At 66.0% G+C, this 15,678-nt stretch carries 15 protein-coding genes; 8 read left to right on the top strand and 7 right to left on the bottom strand.

Translation table 11 applies throughout. The annotated features are described in order from the left end of the window. From pgk to VFC51_14900, 4 genes are all read right to left on the bottom strand, one after another. Positions 1 to 194 (bottom strand): phosphoglycerate kinase (pgk, locus tag VFC51_14915; protein ID HZT08314.1); only part of this gene is annotated, 194 nt, incomplete at its 3' end. Positions 195 to 213: 19 nt separating this feature from the next. Beyond that, a complete protein-coding gene (gene gap, locus VFC51_14910; protein ID HZT08313.1) occupies positions 214 to 1,230 on the bottom strand; it encodes a type I glyceraldehyde-3-phosphate dehydrogenase in 1,017 nt (338 codons plus the stop codon). 32 nt (positions 1,231 to 1,262) lie between these two features. Next, entirely contained in the window at positions 1,263 to 2,585 is a 1,323-nt protein-coding gene (gene eno / locus VFC51_14905; protein ID HZT08312.1) for a phosphopyruvate hydratase, read from the bottom strand. A gap of 67 nt (positions 2,586 to 2,652) precedes the next feature. Beyond that, positions 2,653 to 4,164 carry a nodulation protein NfeD gene (locus tag VFC51_14900; protein ID HZT08311.1) on the bottom strand — a complete coding sequence of 504 codons (1,512 nt, stop codon included), beginning with the start codon at positions 4,162 to 4,164 and terminating at the stop codon, positions 2,653 to 2,655. A 110-nt stretch (positions 4,165 to 4,274) separates the two neighbouring features. Between VFC51_14900 and VFC51_14895 the strand changes: the two genes are divergently transcribed. Genes VFC51_14895 through VFC51_14880 form a run of 4 tightly spaced genes read left to right on the top strand, consistent with a single transcriptional unit; the run spans position 4,275 to position 9,033 of the window. Continuing rightward, a complete protein-coding gene (locus tag VFC51_14895) occupies positions 4,275 to 6,260 on the top strand; it encodes a putative cobaltochelatase (GenBank protein HZT08310.1) in 1,986 nt (661 codons plus the stop codon). Positions 6,261 to 6,302: 42 nt separating this feature from the next. Beyond that, positions 6,303 to 7,526, top strand: coding sequence for a beta-ketoacyl-ACP synthase II (gene fabF / locus VFC51_14890; GenBank protein HZT08309.1), 1,224 nt, complete (start codon positions 6,303 to 6,305; stop codon positions 7,524 to 7,526). Continuing rightward, entirely contained in the window at positions 7,523 to 8,014 is a 492-nt protein-coding gene (locus VFC51_14885) for a biotin/lipoyl-containing protein (GenBank protein HZT08308.1), read from the top strand. Before fabF ends, VFC51_14885 begins: the two co-directional genes overlap by 4 nt. Continuing rightward, the gene (locus VFC51_14880; protein ID HZT08307.1) at positions 8,011 to 9,033 is read left to right on the top strand and encodes a beta-ketoacyl-ACP synthase III; all 1,023 of its coding nucleotides are present in this window, start codon (positions 8,011 to 8,013) and stop codon (positions 9,031 to 9,033) included. Before VFC51_14885 ends, VFC51_14880 begins: the two co-directional genes overlap by 4 nt. 62 nt (positions 9,034 to 9,095) lie before the next feature. Here the strand turns inward: VFC51_14880 and VFC51_14875 are convergent, their stop codons facing one another. Together VFC51_14875 and ybeY are read right to left on the bottom strand one after the other, a co-directional pair. Beyond that, a complete protein-coding gene (locus VFC51_14875) occupies positions 9,096 to 9,536 on the bottom strand; it encodes a diacylglycerol kinase family protein (protein HZT08306.1) in 441 nt (146 codons plus the stop codon). Further along, positions 9,526 to 9,996, bottom strand: a complete 471-nt coding sequence (gene ybeY, locus VFC51_14870; GenBank protein ID HZT08305.1) for an rRNA maturation RNase YbeY — start codon at positions 9,994 to 9,996, stop codon at positions 9,526 to 9,528. The genes VFC51_14875 and ybeY overlap by 11 nt, the downstream gene beginning before the upstream one ends. A gap of 569 nt (positions 9,997 to 10,565) precedes the next feature. Here ybeY and VFC51_14865 point away from each other — a divergent pair. The 4 genes from VFC51_14865 to clpB all read left to right on the top strand — a co-directional run bounded on the left by VFC51_14865 (position 10,566) and on the right by clpB (position 15,060). Beyond that, positions 10,566 to 11,033, top strand: coding sequence for a hypothetical protein (locus VFC51_14865; protein ID HZT08304.1), 468 nt, complete (start codon positions 10,566 to 10,568; stop codon positions 11,031 to 11,033). 108 nt (positions 11,034 to 11,141) lie between these two features. After that, on the top strand, positions 11,142 to 12,092 hold the full coding sequence (locus VFC51_14860; protein ID HZT08303.1) for a J domain-containing protein: 951 nt from the start codon (positions 11,142 to 11,144) through the stop codon (positions 12,090 to 12,092). An 11-nt stretch (positions 12,093 to 12,103) separates the two neighbouring features. Further along, the gene (locus VFC51_14855; GenBank protein HZT08302.1) at positions 12,104 to 12,406 is read left to right on the top strand and encodes a MerR family transcriptional regulator; all 303 of its coding nucleotides are present in this window, start codon (positions 12,104 to 12,106) and stop codon (positions 12,404 to 12,406) included. A 44-nt stretch (positions 12,407 to 12,450) separates the two neighbouring features. Further along, entirely contained in the window at positions 12,451 to 15,060 is a 2,610-nt protein-coding gene (gene clpB / locus VFC51_14850; protein HZT08301.1) for an ATP-dependent chaperone ClpB, read from the top strand. Positions 15,061 to 15,114: 54 nt separating this feature from the next. Here the strand turns inward: clpB and VFC51_14845 are convergent, their stop codons facing one another. Next, complete coding sequence (locus VFC51_14845; protein HZT08300.1) at positions 15,115 to 15,525, bottom strand: MOSC domain-containing protein; 411 nt, start codon at positions 15,523 to 15,525, stop codon at positions 15,115 to 15,117. Between the last annotated feature and the right edge of the window lie 153 nt (positions 15,526 to 15,678).

The raw sequence follows: 15,678 nt of genomic DNA, 5'->3' as shown, positions 1-15,678 counted from the left end.
AGCACGATTCGGCAACCGAGGTCCTGGAGGGCACGCAGGGTCGGGAGCGTCTCACGAATACGGCTGTCATCCGTGATCTGGCCGTCTTCGAGCGGAACGTTGTAGTCGACCCGAACGAGAACCCGTTTTCCCCGGAGGTCGACGTCCCGAAGCGTGCGTAGCGACGATGGCGGGCCAGACGACGCGGCCGTCATCGCGCGGTCCGCCCGGAGGTCATCCCTCCATCATCCCCGCCATAAAGTTGGCGAGGTCAGAGACTCGACACGAGTAGCCCCACTCGTTGTCGTACCACGACACGACTTTCACCATGTTGTCCCCGACAATCATCGTGTCGAGGGCGCTGAAAATCGACGAGTAATCGCTACCCTTGAGGTCGCTCGAGACCAATGGCTCCTCGGTATAGGCCAGGATCCCCTTCATGGGCCCCTCGGCGGCCTTCTTCATGGCCGCGTTGATCTCCTCGACCGTTGCCTTGCGATCGAGATCGGCCACGAAATCGATTACCGAGACCGTCGCCGTCGGCACGCGAAAGGCGATGCCGTTGAATCGGCCCTGCAGCTCGGGGATCACGAGCCCGACGGCCCGCGCAGCGCCGGTGGCCGCCGGCACGATGTTCATCGCCGCGGCCCGCGCATCGCGCAGGTCGGCGCTCGCCATGTCCAGCAGCCGTTGCGAATTCGTGTAGGAGTGGACCGTGGTGAGCAGCCCCTTTTGGATTCCGAACGTGTCGAAGAGCACTTTGGCAACGGGCGCGAGGCCATTCGTCGTGCAGGAGGCATTGGAGACGACCCGATGTTTCGCGGGGTCGTACATTCGCTCGTTCACCCCGAGCACCAGCGTGATGTCCTCGTTGCGGGCGGGCGCGCTGATGATCACTTTCTTTGCGCCGCCCTGGAGATGCGCTGCCGCCTTGGTCGCGTCGGTGAAAAATCCGGTCGACTCCACGACGATGTCCGCCCCGACATCGCTCCACTTGATGGCGGCCGGATCCCGCTCGGCAAACACCTTGATGGTCTCGCCGTCAACGATGAGGTTCCCGTTCGACGCCTCGACCGAGCCGGGGTACCGCCCGTAGTTGGTGTCGTACTTCAGCAGGTGTGCATTCGTCTTTGAATCCATCAGGTCGTTGACCGCGGCGATCTCGAGGGCGTTCGGATGCCGCTCGCGAATGGCCTTGAACACCTGACGGCCGATGCGACCGAAGCCGTTGATGCCTACGCGCACAGTCATTCGGGATACCTCCTCGTAGCCGGTGTCGTACGCTAGGTGGTGAGGCTGGAACCCAGCAACGGATCAGAGCCGGGGCTCGGCAGCCGAAACGCGAGAGCGCCCGCGAATCGACCGGTGGACCCCAGCGCCTCCTCGATTCGCAGGAGCTGGTTGTACTTTGCGACACGGTCGGAGCGCGCGGGCGCGCCGGTCTTGATCTGTCCCACTCCGCTCGCCACCGCGAGGTCCGCGATCGTGACGTCCTCCGTCTCGCCCGATCGGTGCGAGATCACGGCCGAATAGCCGGCGCGCCGCGCAAGCTCGATGCAATCCAAGGTCTCGGTCACCGTTCCGATCTGGTTGAGCTTGATGAGGATGGAGTTCGCACATCCTTGGCTGATGCCGCGCGACAACCGGTCCAGGTTGGTAACGAAGAGGTCGTCCCCGATGAGCTGCACCTGCGACCCCAGACGTCCGGTCAACTCTGCCCAGGCATCCCAGTCATCCTCGCCGAGCCCATCCTCAAGGGAAACGATCGGGTAGGCTCGCAGCCACTCCGCGTACAGATCGATGAGACCGCTCCCATCAAGGGTTCGCCCTTCCCGCGGTAGCACGTATTTCCCGTCCTGGAGCAGCTCGGTCGCGGCCACGTCGATGGCAATGGCCACCTCTTCGCCCGGTCGGTAGCCCGCGTTTTCGATGGCCCTCACGAGGATCTCGACGGCTTCGGCGTTCGAAGACAGGGACGGGGCGAATCCACCCTCGTCCCCCAGACCGGTGCCGAGCCCTTGCGTTTTCAAAAGGTCGCGCAGGGCATGGTAGATCTCTGAGCCCGCACGAAGAGCCTCCGCGAAGGAGCCCATCCCCAATGGAACCAGCATGAACTCCTGGAAGTCGGTCGAGTTCTCCGCATGGCGCCCGCCATTGAGCACGTTCATCATGGGAACGGGCAGGAGCCGCGAATTTGCGCCGCCGAGGTAGCGAAAGAGCGGCGTTCCCAGAGACTCCGCGGCGGCCTTTGCGCAGGCGATGGAAACGCCGAGCATAGCATTCGCGCCAAGCTTGCTCTTGTTCTCGGTTCCATCCAGCTCGAGGAGGAGCCCGTCGATCGCCGCCTGGTCGTCGCACGACTGGCCGATGAGGTCCGGGGCGATCAGCTCGTTGACGTTCTCGACCGCGTGCAGCACGCCTTGTCCCCGGTACTTGGATCGATCGCCATCACGCAGCTCGATCGCTTCGTGTGCGCCGGTCGATGCGCCCGACGGGACGGCGGCGCGGCCAAGGCTCCCATCCTCCAGCAGCACATCGACTTCCACCGTCGGGTTGCCCCGCGAGTCAAGGATCTGGCGCGCATGGACCAGGGCAATGGTCGTCATGATTCCTCAAGTATAGCGAGTCTCCCGCCACGGACGAACGCTCCGCACCCAACCGAGGTGGCCGCGCTCACTCCGCTCGGACCACCACCCGCAGCCCGCTCACGGAGACCACCCGAACCGGAGAACCGGACGGAATCGGCGTGTCCGGGTCAGCGGCGCTCGCCTGCCACAGCTCGCCATCCACCAGAACCGTACCGCTTGCGCCGATGTCAGAGCGGGCAACGCCTCTTGCCCCGGGCAGCGTCTCGATCCCGACGAAGACTGGCCGCCGCCTGCCACGCAGAATCGCGGCGACAACGAAGGTGAAAAACCCCGCGAAGGCGAGAGACATGGTCACGACGGCAGGGGCTGACACGCGGACGAACGCCTGGCTCTGGGGGGCCGTCGCCAGCAGCATCGAGCCGAGAAGAAACGAAAGGATTCCCCCCACGGTCAGCACGCCGCTTCCCGCGACGGCCAGGTCCGCGAACAGGAGGACCAAGGCAAACAGAATCAGTCCCACACCAGCCATGTTGATAGGAAGCGTGCCGAGGGAGTAGAGCGCAAGCAGTACGGAGATCCCACCGACCACGCCGGGCAGCACGGCTCCCGGGCTGGCCAGCTCGTAGATCAGCGCGAGCCCGCCGAGACTCAGGAGCAGATACGCAACGGTCGGATCGCTGATGGTATGGAAGAAGCGCTCGATGCCGTTCATCGACCGGAATTCGAGGGGAGCGTCGGCAACGTTGAGCGTGACGTCCGCCGATCCCACGTGCACCGACCGGCCGTCGAGGCTACGCAAGAGGGCGGGGAGGTCGTCCGCGATCACGTCCACCACGTTCTGCTTCAGCGCTTCCGACGATTGGAGATTCGCGCTGGTCCGCACCGCCTCTTCCGCCCAATCGGCATTCCTTCCCCGTAGCTCCGCCATCGAGCGAATGGACGCCACGGCGTCATTGGTGATCTTGTCCACCATGGTGGACGACTGTTGCTCCTCCCCGTTACTGCCGAGCGACACTGGATGGGCCGAGCCGATGTTCGTGGACGGAGCCATAGCAGCGATATGGGCCGAGTAGGTGATAAAGACCCCGGCCGACGCGGCCCGGGATCCTGGCGGGTATACGAACACGGCGACGGGAACGCGCGCGGCGAGGATCCGCTGCGTGATCTCGCGCATGGAGGTGTCGAGGCCGCCGGGCGTGTCCATCTCTAAGACGACGAGGCTCGCCCCGGCGGTCTCGGCCTCGTCGATCACGCGTGTCACGTATCCGGCCATGACCGGGTTGATGATCCCGCGAACGTCGGCGACGAAGACGGGGGAGCGAGAAGGCTGGTCAGGGGTGATCGCTTGCGCCAGCGCCGATCGGTCAGTAGAATCGCGCCCAGACACCGACGGGAGTGAATCGTGAACAAGCGGAAGAAAGTGGCCTGGCACAAGCACCTGAAGAAGGCAAAGAAAGCCGAAGAGAAGCGCAAGAACGGCCGGGGCCGCGTGGCGTAGCGGATCAGCAGGCTCGCGCCATGCATCCGGACCAACGTGCCCCATCGCGAACGACGGGGCAGAAGGCCTGAAGGTCGTGGTCCCGATTTGGCGGTTCATCGGCGCACCTTGAGCGCCCGCGCACACTACCTGGAGTCCGCGCAGCGGGCTCCGCGCGCACATCGCGTGGAGTATCATGGTACCGGGCTCGATTGTACAAGGAGGTATTTGTGCCAGGACCGGTCCGACCCATATTCCCGTTCACGGCCCTCGTCGGCCAGGAGCGAATGAAGCTGGGTCTACTTCTCAATGCTGTGAATCCAAAGATTGGCGGCGTTCTCGTCCGCGGCGAAAAGGGTACCGCGAAGTCCACCGCCGCTCGGGCCCTCGCGGCGCTGCTCCCTGAGGAGCCCACCGTCGCTGAATGTCGATTCGGCTGCGATCCGACGCGACCGGCCACCTGGTGCGAGGAGTGCCACGAGCGGGCGGAACGAAAAGCGCTCGACACGTACGTGCGGCACGTACCCCTGGTCGAGCTCCCGGTCAGCGCCACGGAGGACCGTGTCGTCGGCACGCTGGACATCGAGCACGCGGTCAGGGAGGGCCAGCGACGGTTTGAGCCGGGCGTGCTGGCCTCCGCGAATCGCGGAATTCTCTACGTGGACGAAGTGAATCTCCTCAGTGACCATCTCGTCGACGTCCTGCTGGACGCGGCCGCGATGGGCGTCAACTACGTCGAGCGCGAAGGCATCTCGTTCAGCCACCCGGCCGAGTTCATCCTCATCGGCACCATGAACCCCGAGGAGGGTGAGCTGCGCCCGCAGCTTCTCGACCGCTTCGCCCTCACGGTGGAAGTCGAAGGGATCCATGAGCCGCACCTCCGCGCTGAGGTCGTGCGGCGCCGCGCGGCCTTCGAGACCGACCCCGTCGCCTTCAACGTGATCTGGCAGGAGGCGGAAGAAGAGGAGCGCCACCGACTGGAGCGCGCTCGCACGCTGCTGCCGGACGTGACGCTGTCGGAGCGCATGCTCGACCTCATCACGCGAATTTGTTCCGATCTCGAGGTCGACGGCTTGCGCGCGGACATCGTGATGTACAAGACCGCGATGACCCACGCCGCGTATCAGGGCCGAACCAACGTGACGCCCGAAGACGTGCGGGTCGCGGCCATGCTCGCGCTTCCCCACCGACGGCGGCGGCAGCCCTTCGACGAGGCGAGCGCCGACCCCGGCGAGCTCGAGCGGCGAATCCAGGCGCAAGTGTCTCGATCTGAGGCGGAAAGCGCCGAGGGCGAAGCGAACCCCACACCCGAGCCTGCTTCGGCAACCGAGGAAGACAAAGTAGGCCAAGGAGATGCGCCCCGGGTTGATCAACCCGGGGCCCCCTTTCGCGTCCGGAAGATAGCCACCGATTCGGTTCAACCGCGTGAACGCCAGCGACTCGGTCGACGCACGAGTGTCACGAACACCGAGCCTGTCGGGCGGTACATCCGTGGCGCGGTGCCCAAGGAGAAGGCGCACTCTCTGGCGCTCGACGCGACGGTCCGGGCCGCCGCGGTGTATCAGCAGGAGCGCAGAGAAGCGGAGCCCGAAGGAACTGCCTTTCGCCTGAAGCGGTGGGACATCCGCGAGAAGGTGCGCGAGCGCAAGATCTCGAACCTCATCGTCTTCGTGCTCGACACGAGCGGAAGCATGGGCGTCGAGAACCACATGGTCATGACCAAGGGCGCCATCCTATCGCTCCTCACCGACGCCTACCAGAAGCGAGATCGGGTCGCGCTCATCACGTTTCACGGCTCGCAGGCAGAGCTCGTGCTCAGTCCGACGAACAGCGTGCAGCGCGCTGAGCGGATCCTTCAGCAGCTTCCGACGGGAGGCCGGACCCCGCTCGCCGACGGCCTTCGCGTCGCTGGCGAGCTGCTGGAGCAGGAGATTTCGCGGGACCGGGGCGTCCTTCCGCTCCTCATCGTGGTGTCGGACGGGCGCGCCAACGTGGCGTTGCACGGGAGCGACCCGATCGAAGACGTTCGACGCGTCTCCGGAAAGATCCGCGAGCTCAACGTCAATTCCATGGTCGTGGACACGGAAGCGGAGCACTTCCGCATCGGCCTCGCATCCCGGCTGGCGACCTGGCTGAACGGGCCCTGCTATCGCATCGAGGACCTGGACGCTCGCGCCACCAGCCAGCTCGTTCGGCATGCGATTGGCAGAGGCTAGCATGCCCTCGACGGCGGGGTACAGGCCGTGACGGAGCGCGTCGTGGTCACAGGCCTCGGCACGATCACGCCCCTGGGGACCACGCTTTCCACCACGTGGGACGGGATCGTCGAAGGCAAGCCGGGCGTTGGCCCGATCACGCGATTCGACACCACGGGCTTTGATTGCCGAATCGCGGGCGAGATCAAGGGCTTCAGCCCCGAGGATGCCCTTTCCTTCAAAGAGGCAAAGCGGCTCGACCGGTTCTGCCAGCTCGCTCTCGTCGCATCGCGCGAGGCCCTCGAGGACTCCGGCCTGGAGATCGACGAGTCGATCTCGGAACACGTGGGCGTTCTGTTCGGCTCGGCCGTCGGTGGCATGATCACCCTCGCCGATCAGATCGAAGTGCTCCGGACACGCGGACCGCACCGGGTCAGCCCGTTCCTCATCCCGATGTTCCTCCCAGACCTCGCCGCCGGACACGTCGCGATCGCAACGGGCGCTCGCGGGCCAAACTATGCCGTCGTGTCAGCTTGCGCAACGAGCGCCCACACCATCGGTGAGGCGGCGGAGATCATCAAGCGCGGAGACGCCAAGGTGATGATCGCTGGGGGTTCGGAGGCGGGCATCTTGCCCATCGGCGTTGCCGGATTCGCCGCTATGAAAGCGCTCTCGACGCGCAACGACGAGCCAGAGCGAGCGTCGCGCCCGTTCGACCGCGAACGCGACGGGTTTGTCATGGCCGAAGGCGGTGGCGCGCTGGTGCTCGAAGCGGAGAGCTTCGCCCGCGCGCGTGGGGCGCGCGTCTACGCGGAGGTTGCTGGATACGGCGCAACCGACGACGCCTACCACATCACGGCGCCGTCCGAAGGAGGGGAGGGGGCGGCCCGCGCGATGCAGATCGCCCTTCGGAAGGCGGGCTGCTCGGCGTCCGACGTCGACTACATCAACGCCCACGGGACTTCCACCCCGGCCAACGACCGACTCGAGACGATCGCGATCAAGACCGTGTTCGGCGAGGCAGCCTATAGCGTTCCGGTATCGTCGACGAAGTCCATGACCGGGCACCTCCTGGGCGCCGCCGGAGCGGTCGAGGCTATCGTCTGTGTCAAGGCCATCGACGAGGGAATCATCCCCCCCACGATCAACTACGAGTATCCGGATCCAGAATGCGATCTGGACTACGTGCCCAACGCGGCACGGAAGGAGCCCGTCCACGTGGCGCTGACCAACTCGCTCGGTTTTGGCGGCCACAACGCGTCGTTGGTATTTCGACGTTACCAGTGAGCGACGATCCGTCGATGAGGGCGGGGCCCATCGATGCGTGGAGCGCCGTCGTCCGCTCGATCATCGACGCAGTCGAACAGAGCGACACCACCGAGCTCGACGTTCGCGTCACCGGACTGCGCGTTGCGATCCGTCGCCCAACGCGTCCGTTGTCCCCACCCGCGGAGCCCGGCGCACCTGGCCGTGAGGCCGCGATCTCCGGCGCTGACGACACGGCGCTCCACTTCGTACGTTCACCCCTCACCGGGGTCTGGTACGACGCCCCTTCGCCGGGAGCCGCGCCGTTCGTCGACGTGGGAAGCCCCGTCGAGGTCGGGTCTGTGATCGGACTCATCGAGACGATGAAGATCTTCAACGAAGTGGCCTCCGACCAGGCGGGGACCGTTCGGCAGGTCCTGGTCGAGCGCGGAGCCCTCGTCGCAGCGCACGCGCCGCTCCTCGCCATCGAGCCGCGTTCCGATGCGCTGCCACCGGTGCGCGTCGAATGAGCGCGTCGCGATTTGCGCGCATCTCCGGCCTCGGACGGTCGTTGCCATCCAGGATCGTGTCGAACGACGAACTGAGCACGTTCGTCGATACGTCGGATGAATGGATTCGCAGCCGAACGGGAATCGCCGAGCGGCGCTTCGTGAGCGATGGCGAGACCACGGGCACGATGGCGATCCAGGCCGGATGCGAGGCGCTGACCGCGTCCCGCGTGCCGCCCAGCGAAGTCGGCCTGGTCATCGTCGCCACGTCGACGCCCGACCACCAGGTCTTTCCGGCGACCGCGAGCATGGTTCAGGACGCGCTGGGCCTTACCGCGGCCGGCGCGTATGATCTGGACGCGGCATGCTCCGGCTTCGTCTATGCGCTGGTCACCGCGGGGCAGTTCATCGCATCGGGGTCGTATGAGCACGTGCTCGTGATCGGATCCGACACCCTCTCTCGCTGGCTGGACTTCACCGATCGAACGACCTGCGTCCTCTTCGGCGATGGCGCAGGGGCCGCGCTGGTCTCGGCGACGGATCGGGCAGGAGGCCTGCGGTCGTTCGTTCTCGGCTCCGACGGTCGGGGGGCGAAACACCTCTACGTGCCGGCGGGCGGCTCGCGAAAGCCTCCCTCGGCCGACACGGTCGCGGCGCACGAGCACGCCATTCGGATGAATGGCCACCAGGTGTACCGGTTTTCCACGACGACGCCGGCGGACGCTCTTGTGCAAGCGGCGGATCGAGCCGGCGTTCGGCTCGCGGACCTCGACCTCATCGTGGCGCACCAGGCCAACGACCGAATTTTGCAGACCGTGGCGCACAATCTCGAGCTGCCCGAGTCGCTCTTCTATTCGAACGTCAAGCACTACGGCAACACGAGCGCCGCCTCGATTCCTCTCGCGCTCTACGACGCGCGCGCGGAGGGCCGACTCAGCGACGGAGCGATGGTGGGCTTAATGGGATTCGGCGCCGGGCTCACGTGGGCGACCGCGATCTGGCAGTGGCACGAACCCGCGCCGCGGCCCGCCGGCGCCTGATTCAACCTTTCACCCGGACGAAGGCTCCAGCCCCACGCGAGTCGGTCGGCGCCGAGGGTGCCCTATCTCGGCTCGATCCGCAGAAACACCGATGCGAGCCGCGGCAAAAACAAGACGAGCCCGATCGCGATTGACGCGATGGCGCTCAGCAGGACTGCGCCCGCCGCCGCATCCTTCGCGTGCATTGCCGCCACGGACGGCGCGGCCCCGACGGCGTCTACGGCCGCCTCGACCGACGTGTTGACCGCCTCGGCGACGAGCACCAGAGCGATCGTGAGGAGGAGCACCGCCAGCTCGGTTGGCCCAAATCGGAGCACGACGCCCAACGCCAGGGCCACGGTGGCGGCCACGAGGTGGATGCGAAAGTTGGGCTGTGTTCGAAGGACGTGGAAGATGCCCGCCCACGCGAATCCAAAGCTGCCCAGCACACGGAGGTGCGCGCTCGCCTGAGGGCTCGGCGGAAGGGCCATGCCGTGCTGGACGCCGCTCCCGTCAGGCGCCATCACGACGGATACCCAGCTCGGTCAACACCTCTTCCTCCCGTCGGCGCATCGTTCGGCGTTCCTCGTCCGTCTCGTGGTCGAATCCAAGGATGTGCAGGACGCCATGGACTGTCAGGAAGGCCAGCTCGCGTTTCCGAGAGTGGCCGGCCTCATCCGCCTGACTCTCGAACCGCTCGACGGAGATGACGACGTCGCCGAGATGGAGTGGGGCCTCCGGTGGAAGAACGAAGAAGTCCTGGACGATTCCCTGGCCTGGTCGAACCTCCAAGGCGGGGAAACTGAGAACGTCCGTCGCTTCATCGAGTCCGCGCCGCGTCGCGTTGATCTCCCGCATGTCGTTATCGGTCACAAAGACGACGTCGAGGGTCGCGGGCAATTCCCAGCCGTTGCGTTCGAGTGCGCGCTCGGCAACGAGGCGCACCAGCTTGGCGTCGACCCGGCGGCCAAAACCGCGAGGCACGATCACTTCGACGGCCACCGGCGAGGGCGGGCTCTTTGGCCGACGGGCGCGACCCGATCGTCCCCCTGGCGCAGCCCGTTCAGCAGCGGCTACCGCCTCCCCCGTTGACCGATCGGCGGATGGAACCTCCTGATCCTCGACCTCGGCGATGTTGTCGCCGGTCCGCAAGCCCTCGGGGACCGACCCGGTCTCCGGAGGCGCTTCCCTCGAGGCGGTAGGGCTCGCGGGCTCCGAACGCCGGCGACCGCCACGGGGGCGACCGCGACCGCGCGAGGCGCGCGCGCCCGCTCTTCCTTCTTCGCCTTCTGCGCGGGGGTCCGCGGACACGTCGTTCGTGTCCAGGTGGACATCGCCTCCCGTCACCGGACGCCGGTGGGGTGCGGGCGCGGTCGCGACCGGATTCACGTGGGAAATCCCGATACGCCGCGCCTGCGGGCAGCCTGGATGGCGCTTGTGGACATTATACCGGCCCGTATCTGCGCCGACTCCGCCGTCGGGCGGAGCCGGAGTCGGCGCAGGCACGCGACTGGTATCATCTCACGCGCTTTCGGACACGGGGAGGAAACAGCGTGGAGTCATTTTTCGATGCCCTGGGAGATCTCATCTCTCGGGTCTCGCCCGGGTGGCTGCTGGAGGACCCACAGAAAGCACGCAGCGCGGTGTACCTCGCGCTGTTGGCCTTCTTCGTTCTCGCCTGTGCAGCCGGCATCGCCATGGCCGTTGGCTCGCGGCGACTCAGCAAAGGGAATCGCATTCACCGGCGGCTTTGGAGCCGCTACGGGAACTGGATCGGGTGGCTGGGCGGCCTGGGGATCATCATCGTGGCAATGCGCTATGCCGACGTCCAAATGTTCTCGAAGCGGCTGTGGTCCGTGCTGGACGCGCTCGCGATCGTGGCCGTGGTGGGACACTTTGCCGTGTACCGCTGGCGCAAGTATCCTCACGACATGGCCGTCTATCGCGAAGAGGAGCGCCGTCGACGGTTCCTGCCGGCCCCTCAGGGCGGCCGGGCGCGCGGCGCGCGCCGGCGCAGATAAAGCAAATACATCCAATAACATTGACAACGTCGCTATCAAGGTTTACCATAATAGCATCATACGAGTGTGCAGAACCGCTCAGGTTCCGCAACGCCGGGACAGCGGACGATGGCGACGAAGCGCGATTACTACGACGTTCTGGGCGTCAAGCGAAACGCCACGGACAAAGAGATCCGCCAGGCGTACCGTCGACTGGCGCGCAAGTACCACCCCGACCTCAACCCGAACGATGCGCAGGCCGAGGAGCGGTTCAAAGAGATCTCGGCCGCGTATGAGGTCCTCTCCGACAAGGAGAAGCGCTCCAAGTACGATCGGTACGGGGCAGACTGGGCGCGCGTCGAGCAGGCAGAGGCTGCGCGGGCGGCGGCCGGGGCGGGCGGCGGCTTCTACACCCGCACGTATGACGCGTCGGACTTCGAAGACCTATTCGGCCACACCGGAGGCGGATTCGGGAGCGTCTTCGAGGACCTGTTCCGGCGGACCGGTCGGACCGAAGGGGCGCGGATCCACATGGAGCACGTCCCCGGCCAGGACATCGAGCAGCCGGTCACCGTCACCCTGGAGGAAGCGTACAGCGGCACCACGCGCGTTTTGACCCTCATGTCCCAGGAGGGGACACCTCGGCGAATCGAGGTGAAGATCCCCGCTGGCGTCCGCGAAGGCTCCCGAGTGCGGGTGGCCGCGGAGGGATCTCCCGGGCCATTTGGCGGACCGCGTGGCGACCTTTATCTCATCGTCTCGATCGCTCCGCACAAAGTGTTCCAACGGGACGGCGATGATCTTACGATCAAGCTGCCCGTTCCCCTCCACATCGCCATGCTCGGGGGCGAAGTCGAGGTGCCGACCATCAAGGGCGGCAAGCTCGCCCTCGCGATCCCGCCGGAGACCCAGAATGGCCGACGGATTCGTCTTCGCGGCCAAGGGATGCCGCACCTGGGGGGTTCCGGCCACGGCGACCTGTACGCCGAGGTGAACGTCGTGCTGCCCACGCATCTGAGCGATGAAGAGCAGCAACTCTTTCGACGACTGGCCGAGCTTCGCACACGGGCAGCGACGTGAGGTAAGCGCGTATGCAGATGGAAGGCGTCAGCTTTCGAACCGGGTATTTTGCGATCAGCGTAGCCGCGCGCATCCTGGGGGTGCACGCCCAAACCCTCCGGTCCTACGAGCGGCAGGGACTTTTGGCCCCATCGCGCACCAAGGGGCGTATTCGGCTGTATTCCATCGAGGACATCCGACGCGCCCAACAGATTCGCCGGCTGATCGAGGACCTGGGCGTGAACCTGGCGGGCGTGGAGGTCATCCTCCAGCTTACCGAGCGCATCCGGACGCTCGAAGAAGAGAACGAACGACTTCGTCGACGTGCGACGTAGTGGCGGCGCGCGCAAGAACAGATCCGACTATGGAGTAGGAAACAATGGACATCCAGCGATTCACCGAGCGCGCCCAGGAAGCCCTCGTGCAGGCACAGCGCGCTGCGGAGGCACAGAACAACCAACAGGTCGAGCCGGAGCATCTCCTGTCCGTGCTGCTGACCGCGCCGGACAGCGTCCCGTCTGAAGTCGTGCGCAAGCTCGGCGGCAGCCCGGCGCGGATCCGCGCCGACGCAGAGCAGGAGATCAACAACCTCCCGAAGGTTTTCGGCGGACAGCTCTATCTGTCCAATCGAATGCGAACCCTTCTTTCGGCCGCGGAGCGCAACGCCAGCCAGTTCAAAGACGATTACGTTTCGACCGAGCACCTGCTGCTGGCCATGGCGGAGGAAGGCGATGCCGGGGCAGCCGGTCGCGTTCTGAAAGCGCATGGCATTACCAAGGAACGAATCCTTCAGGCCCTCACGCAGATTCGCGGAACGCAGCGCGTGACGAGCCAGAACCCCGAGTCCACATACCAGGCGTTGGAGCGGTACGGGCGCGAGCTGACCGCGTTGGCGCGGCTCGGCAAGCTGGACCCGGTGATCGGCCGTGACGACGAGATCCGCCGAGTGATCCAAGTGCTCTCGCGCCGGACGAAAAACAACCCAGTCCTCATCGGCGAGCCGGGCGTCGGCAAGACGGCCATCGTGGAGGGGCTGGCCCAGCGCATCGTGCGCGGGGACGTTCCAGAGGGCCTGAAAGAGAAGCGGGTGGTCGCTCTGGATTTCGGCGCGATGGTGGCCGGCGCCAAATACCGCGGCGAGTTCGAAGAGCGGCTCAAGGCCGTGCTGAAGGAGATCCAGGAGTCCGAGGGGGAGATCGTCTGCTTCATCGACGAGCTGCACACGGTGGTTGGCGCGGGCGCCGCGGAAGGCGCGATGGACGCGTCCAACATGTTGAAGCCGATGCTGGCGCGCGGTGAGCTGCGCTGCATCGGGGCCACGACGCTCGACGAGTACCGCAAGCACGTCGAGAAGGACCCTGCGCTCGAGCGCCGCTTTCAGCCAGTGCTCGTGGACGAGCCGAGTGTCGAAGACACGATCTCGATCCTTCGCGGCCTGCGCGAGCGGTACGAGGTGCACCACGGCGTGAAGATCAAGGACGCGGCGCTGGTCGCCGCGGCGGTCCTCTCCCACCGCTACATCGCCGACCGTTTCCTCCCCGACAAGGCGATCGACCTCGTCGACGAGGCGGCGAGCAAGCTGCGGATGGAGATGGACACGATGCCCGCAGAGCTGGACGAGGTGCAGCGTCGCATCATGCAGCTCGAGATCGAGCGGGAGGCCCTCCGAAAAGAAACAGACCCGGGATCCAAGGAGCGGCTGGAGCGCCTCGAGCGCGAGCTGTCCGACCTCAAGGAGCGATCGGATGGGCTCCGCACGCAGTGGGAACGGGAGAAGGAGGCCGTCAGCTCCATCCGCGAGATCAAGGAGCGAATCGAGCAGACGCGCGTCGAGATCGAGCACGCGGAGCGGGCCGCCGACTATAGCCGCGCGGCAGAACTGAAGTATGGCCAGCTCGTGGCTCTGGAGCGCGAGCTCGAGGAGCGCGAGCGCTCGGTCGCCGAAAGTCACCGCGACGGCAGCCTGCTCAACGAGGAGGTCTCGGAAGAGGACATCGCCGACGTGGTGAGCCGCTGGACGCACATTCCGGTCACGCGCCTGATGGAAGGTGAGATCCAGAAGCTTCTCCAGATGGAACAGCGGCTGCACGACCGCGTGGTCGGGCAGGACGAGGCAGTCGTCGCCGTCTCCAACGCAATCCGGCGCGCCCGAGCCGGCCTCCAGGATCCGAATCGGCCGATGGGCACGTTTCTGTTCCTGGGGCCAACGGGCGTGGGGAAGACGGAAACGGCACGCGCCCTGGCCGAGCTGCTCTTCGATGACGAACAGGCGATGATCCGGATCGACATGTCCGAATACCAGGAGAAGCACACGGTATCGCGTCTGATGGGCGCGCCCCCCGGCTACGTCGGATACGAGGAAGCGGGCCAATTGACGGAAGCGGTGCGGCGGCGCCCCTACAGCGTCGTGCTGTTCGACGAGGTCGAAAAGGCCCACCCCGACGTGCTCAACGTGCTGCTGCAGATCATGGACGACGGCCGCCTGACCGATGCCCAGGGGCGAACCGTGGACTTCAAGAACACCGTCGTCATCATGACGAGCAACGTGGGCAGCCATCTCATCGCGGAAGCGTCAGAGGCGGACTTCGAGACGGTGCGCAACCGGGCGCTGGAGGCGGTGCGTCTGAACTTCCGACCGGAGTTCCTCAACCGCATCGACGAGATCGTGGTGTTTCATGCTCTGGGGCGGGCTCATCTGCGCAGCATTGTGGACATCCAGCTTCGCAACGTGCGCGCGCGGCTCGCCGAGCACAAGATCGAGCTGGACGTTTCGGATGCCGCGAAGGACCTGCTGGCCGAGGGAGGGTTCGACCCGGTGTACGGCGCGCGCCCGCTCCGACGCACGATTCAGCGGATGCTGCTGGACCCGCTCGCCCAGCGCATGCTCCGCGGTGAGTTCCGGGAGGGCGACACGGTTCGGGTCGACGTTCAGGACGGGGCGCTCAGCTTCACAGCGGAGCGCCCCGCGACCGAGCCCGTCGCCGCGTAAGTAACGGCCAGTGGGCCCCCTCCCCCCTTGGGGGGAGGGGTGGGATGGGGGGCGTTAGGAGACGAGGATCGGATCCCCGACCGAGATCACACCGTCGGACACAATCTCCGCGCGGAGACCACCCTTGTGGACCAAGCCGCGGAGCACCGGTTTCCCTGTCAGGCTGACGAGGTGCGCGCATGGCTCACAGGAGCGAATGCCACGCATGCGGACGCTGCCAATGCGAAAGTCGTGCCCAATCAGCGATTCGAGCACGATGCCCTCCGTCGCGATGTTGCGGCGGCTCTCCGATGGTTTGAGATCCACGCCGTACTCGCGACGGAGCGCGTCCAACGCCTCGACCTCGATCAGCGTCACCTCCCGGCCTTCGCCCTCGACATCCGAGTAGGTGCCCGATCCCGCGAAGTACCGATCGCCCTCGAGACCGCGGCCGGTGACTGCCCGAACCTCGCGGACGGACTCCATCGGGGCGCCTGCTCCTCCGGCAAGATGGATCGAGACAACACGGGGAGCGGTTGAAGAACCAGACTCACCATTCATCACGTCACCGCCTATTGTGCGGGCCGTTCGAGATCGCGAGCATTGGCCCCGTAGATTTCGGCATCGGCCCTGCTAAAG

The sequence above is a fragment of the Chloroflexota bacterium genome, assembly GCA_035652535.1.
Taxonomy (GTDB): Bacteria; Chloroflexota; UBA6077; order UBA6077; family SHYK01; genus DASRDP01.
Note: the sequence above shows the minus strand (reverse complement) of the source record. Positions and strands in the feature narration are given on the sequence as shown.

Bases quoted from the DNA above. Each gene is read 5' to 3' on its own strand.
- eno (HZT08312.1), bottom strand. From the start codon at position 2,585: ATGACGACCATTGCCCTGGTCCATGCGCGCCAGATCCTTGACTCGCGG.
- gap (HZT08313.1), bottom strand. From the start codon at position 1,230: ATGACTGTGCGCGTAGGCATCAACGGCTTCGGTCGCATCGGCCGTCAG.
- clpB (HZT08301.1), top strand. From the start codon at position 12,451: ATGGACATCCAGCGATTCACCGAGCGCGCCCAGGAAGCCCTCGTGCAG.
- VFC51_14845 (HZT08300.1), bottom strand. From the start codon at position 15,525: ATGGAGTCCGTCCGCGAGGTTCGGGCAGTCACCGGCCGCGGTCTCGAG.
- VFC51_14855 (HZT08302.1), top strand. From the start codon at position 12,104: ATGCAGATGGAAGGCGTCAGCTTTCGAACCGGGTATTTTGCGATCAGC.
- VFC51_14880 (HZT08307.1), top strand. From the start codon at position 8,011: ATGAGCGCGTCGCGATTTGCGCGCATCTCCGGCCTCGGACGGTCGTTG.
- VFC51_14900 (HZT08311.1), bottom strand. From the start codon at position 4,164: ATGAACCGCCAAATCGGGACCACGACCTTCAGGCCTTCTGCCCCGTCG.
- VFC51_14875 (HZT08306.1), bottom strand. From the start codon at position 9,536: ATGGCGCCTGACGGGAGCGGCGTCCAGCACGGCATGGCCCTTCCGCCG.
- VFC51_14860 (HZT08303.1), top strand. From the start codon at position 11,142: ATGGCGACGAAGCGCGATTACTACGACGTTCTGGGCGTCAAGCGAAAC.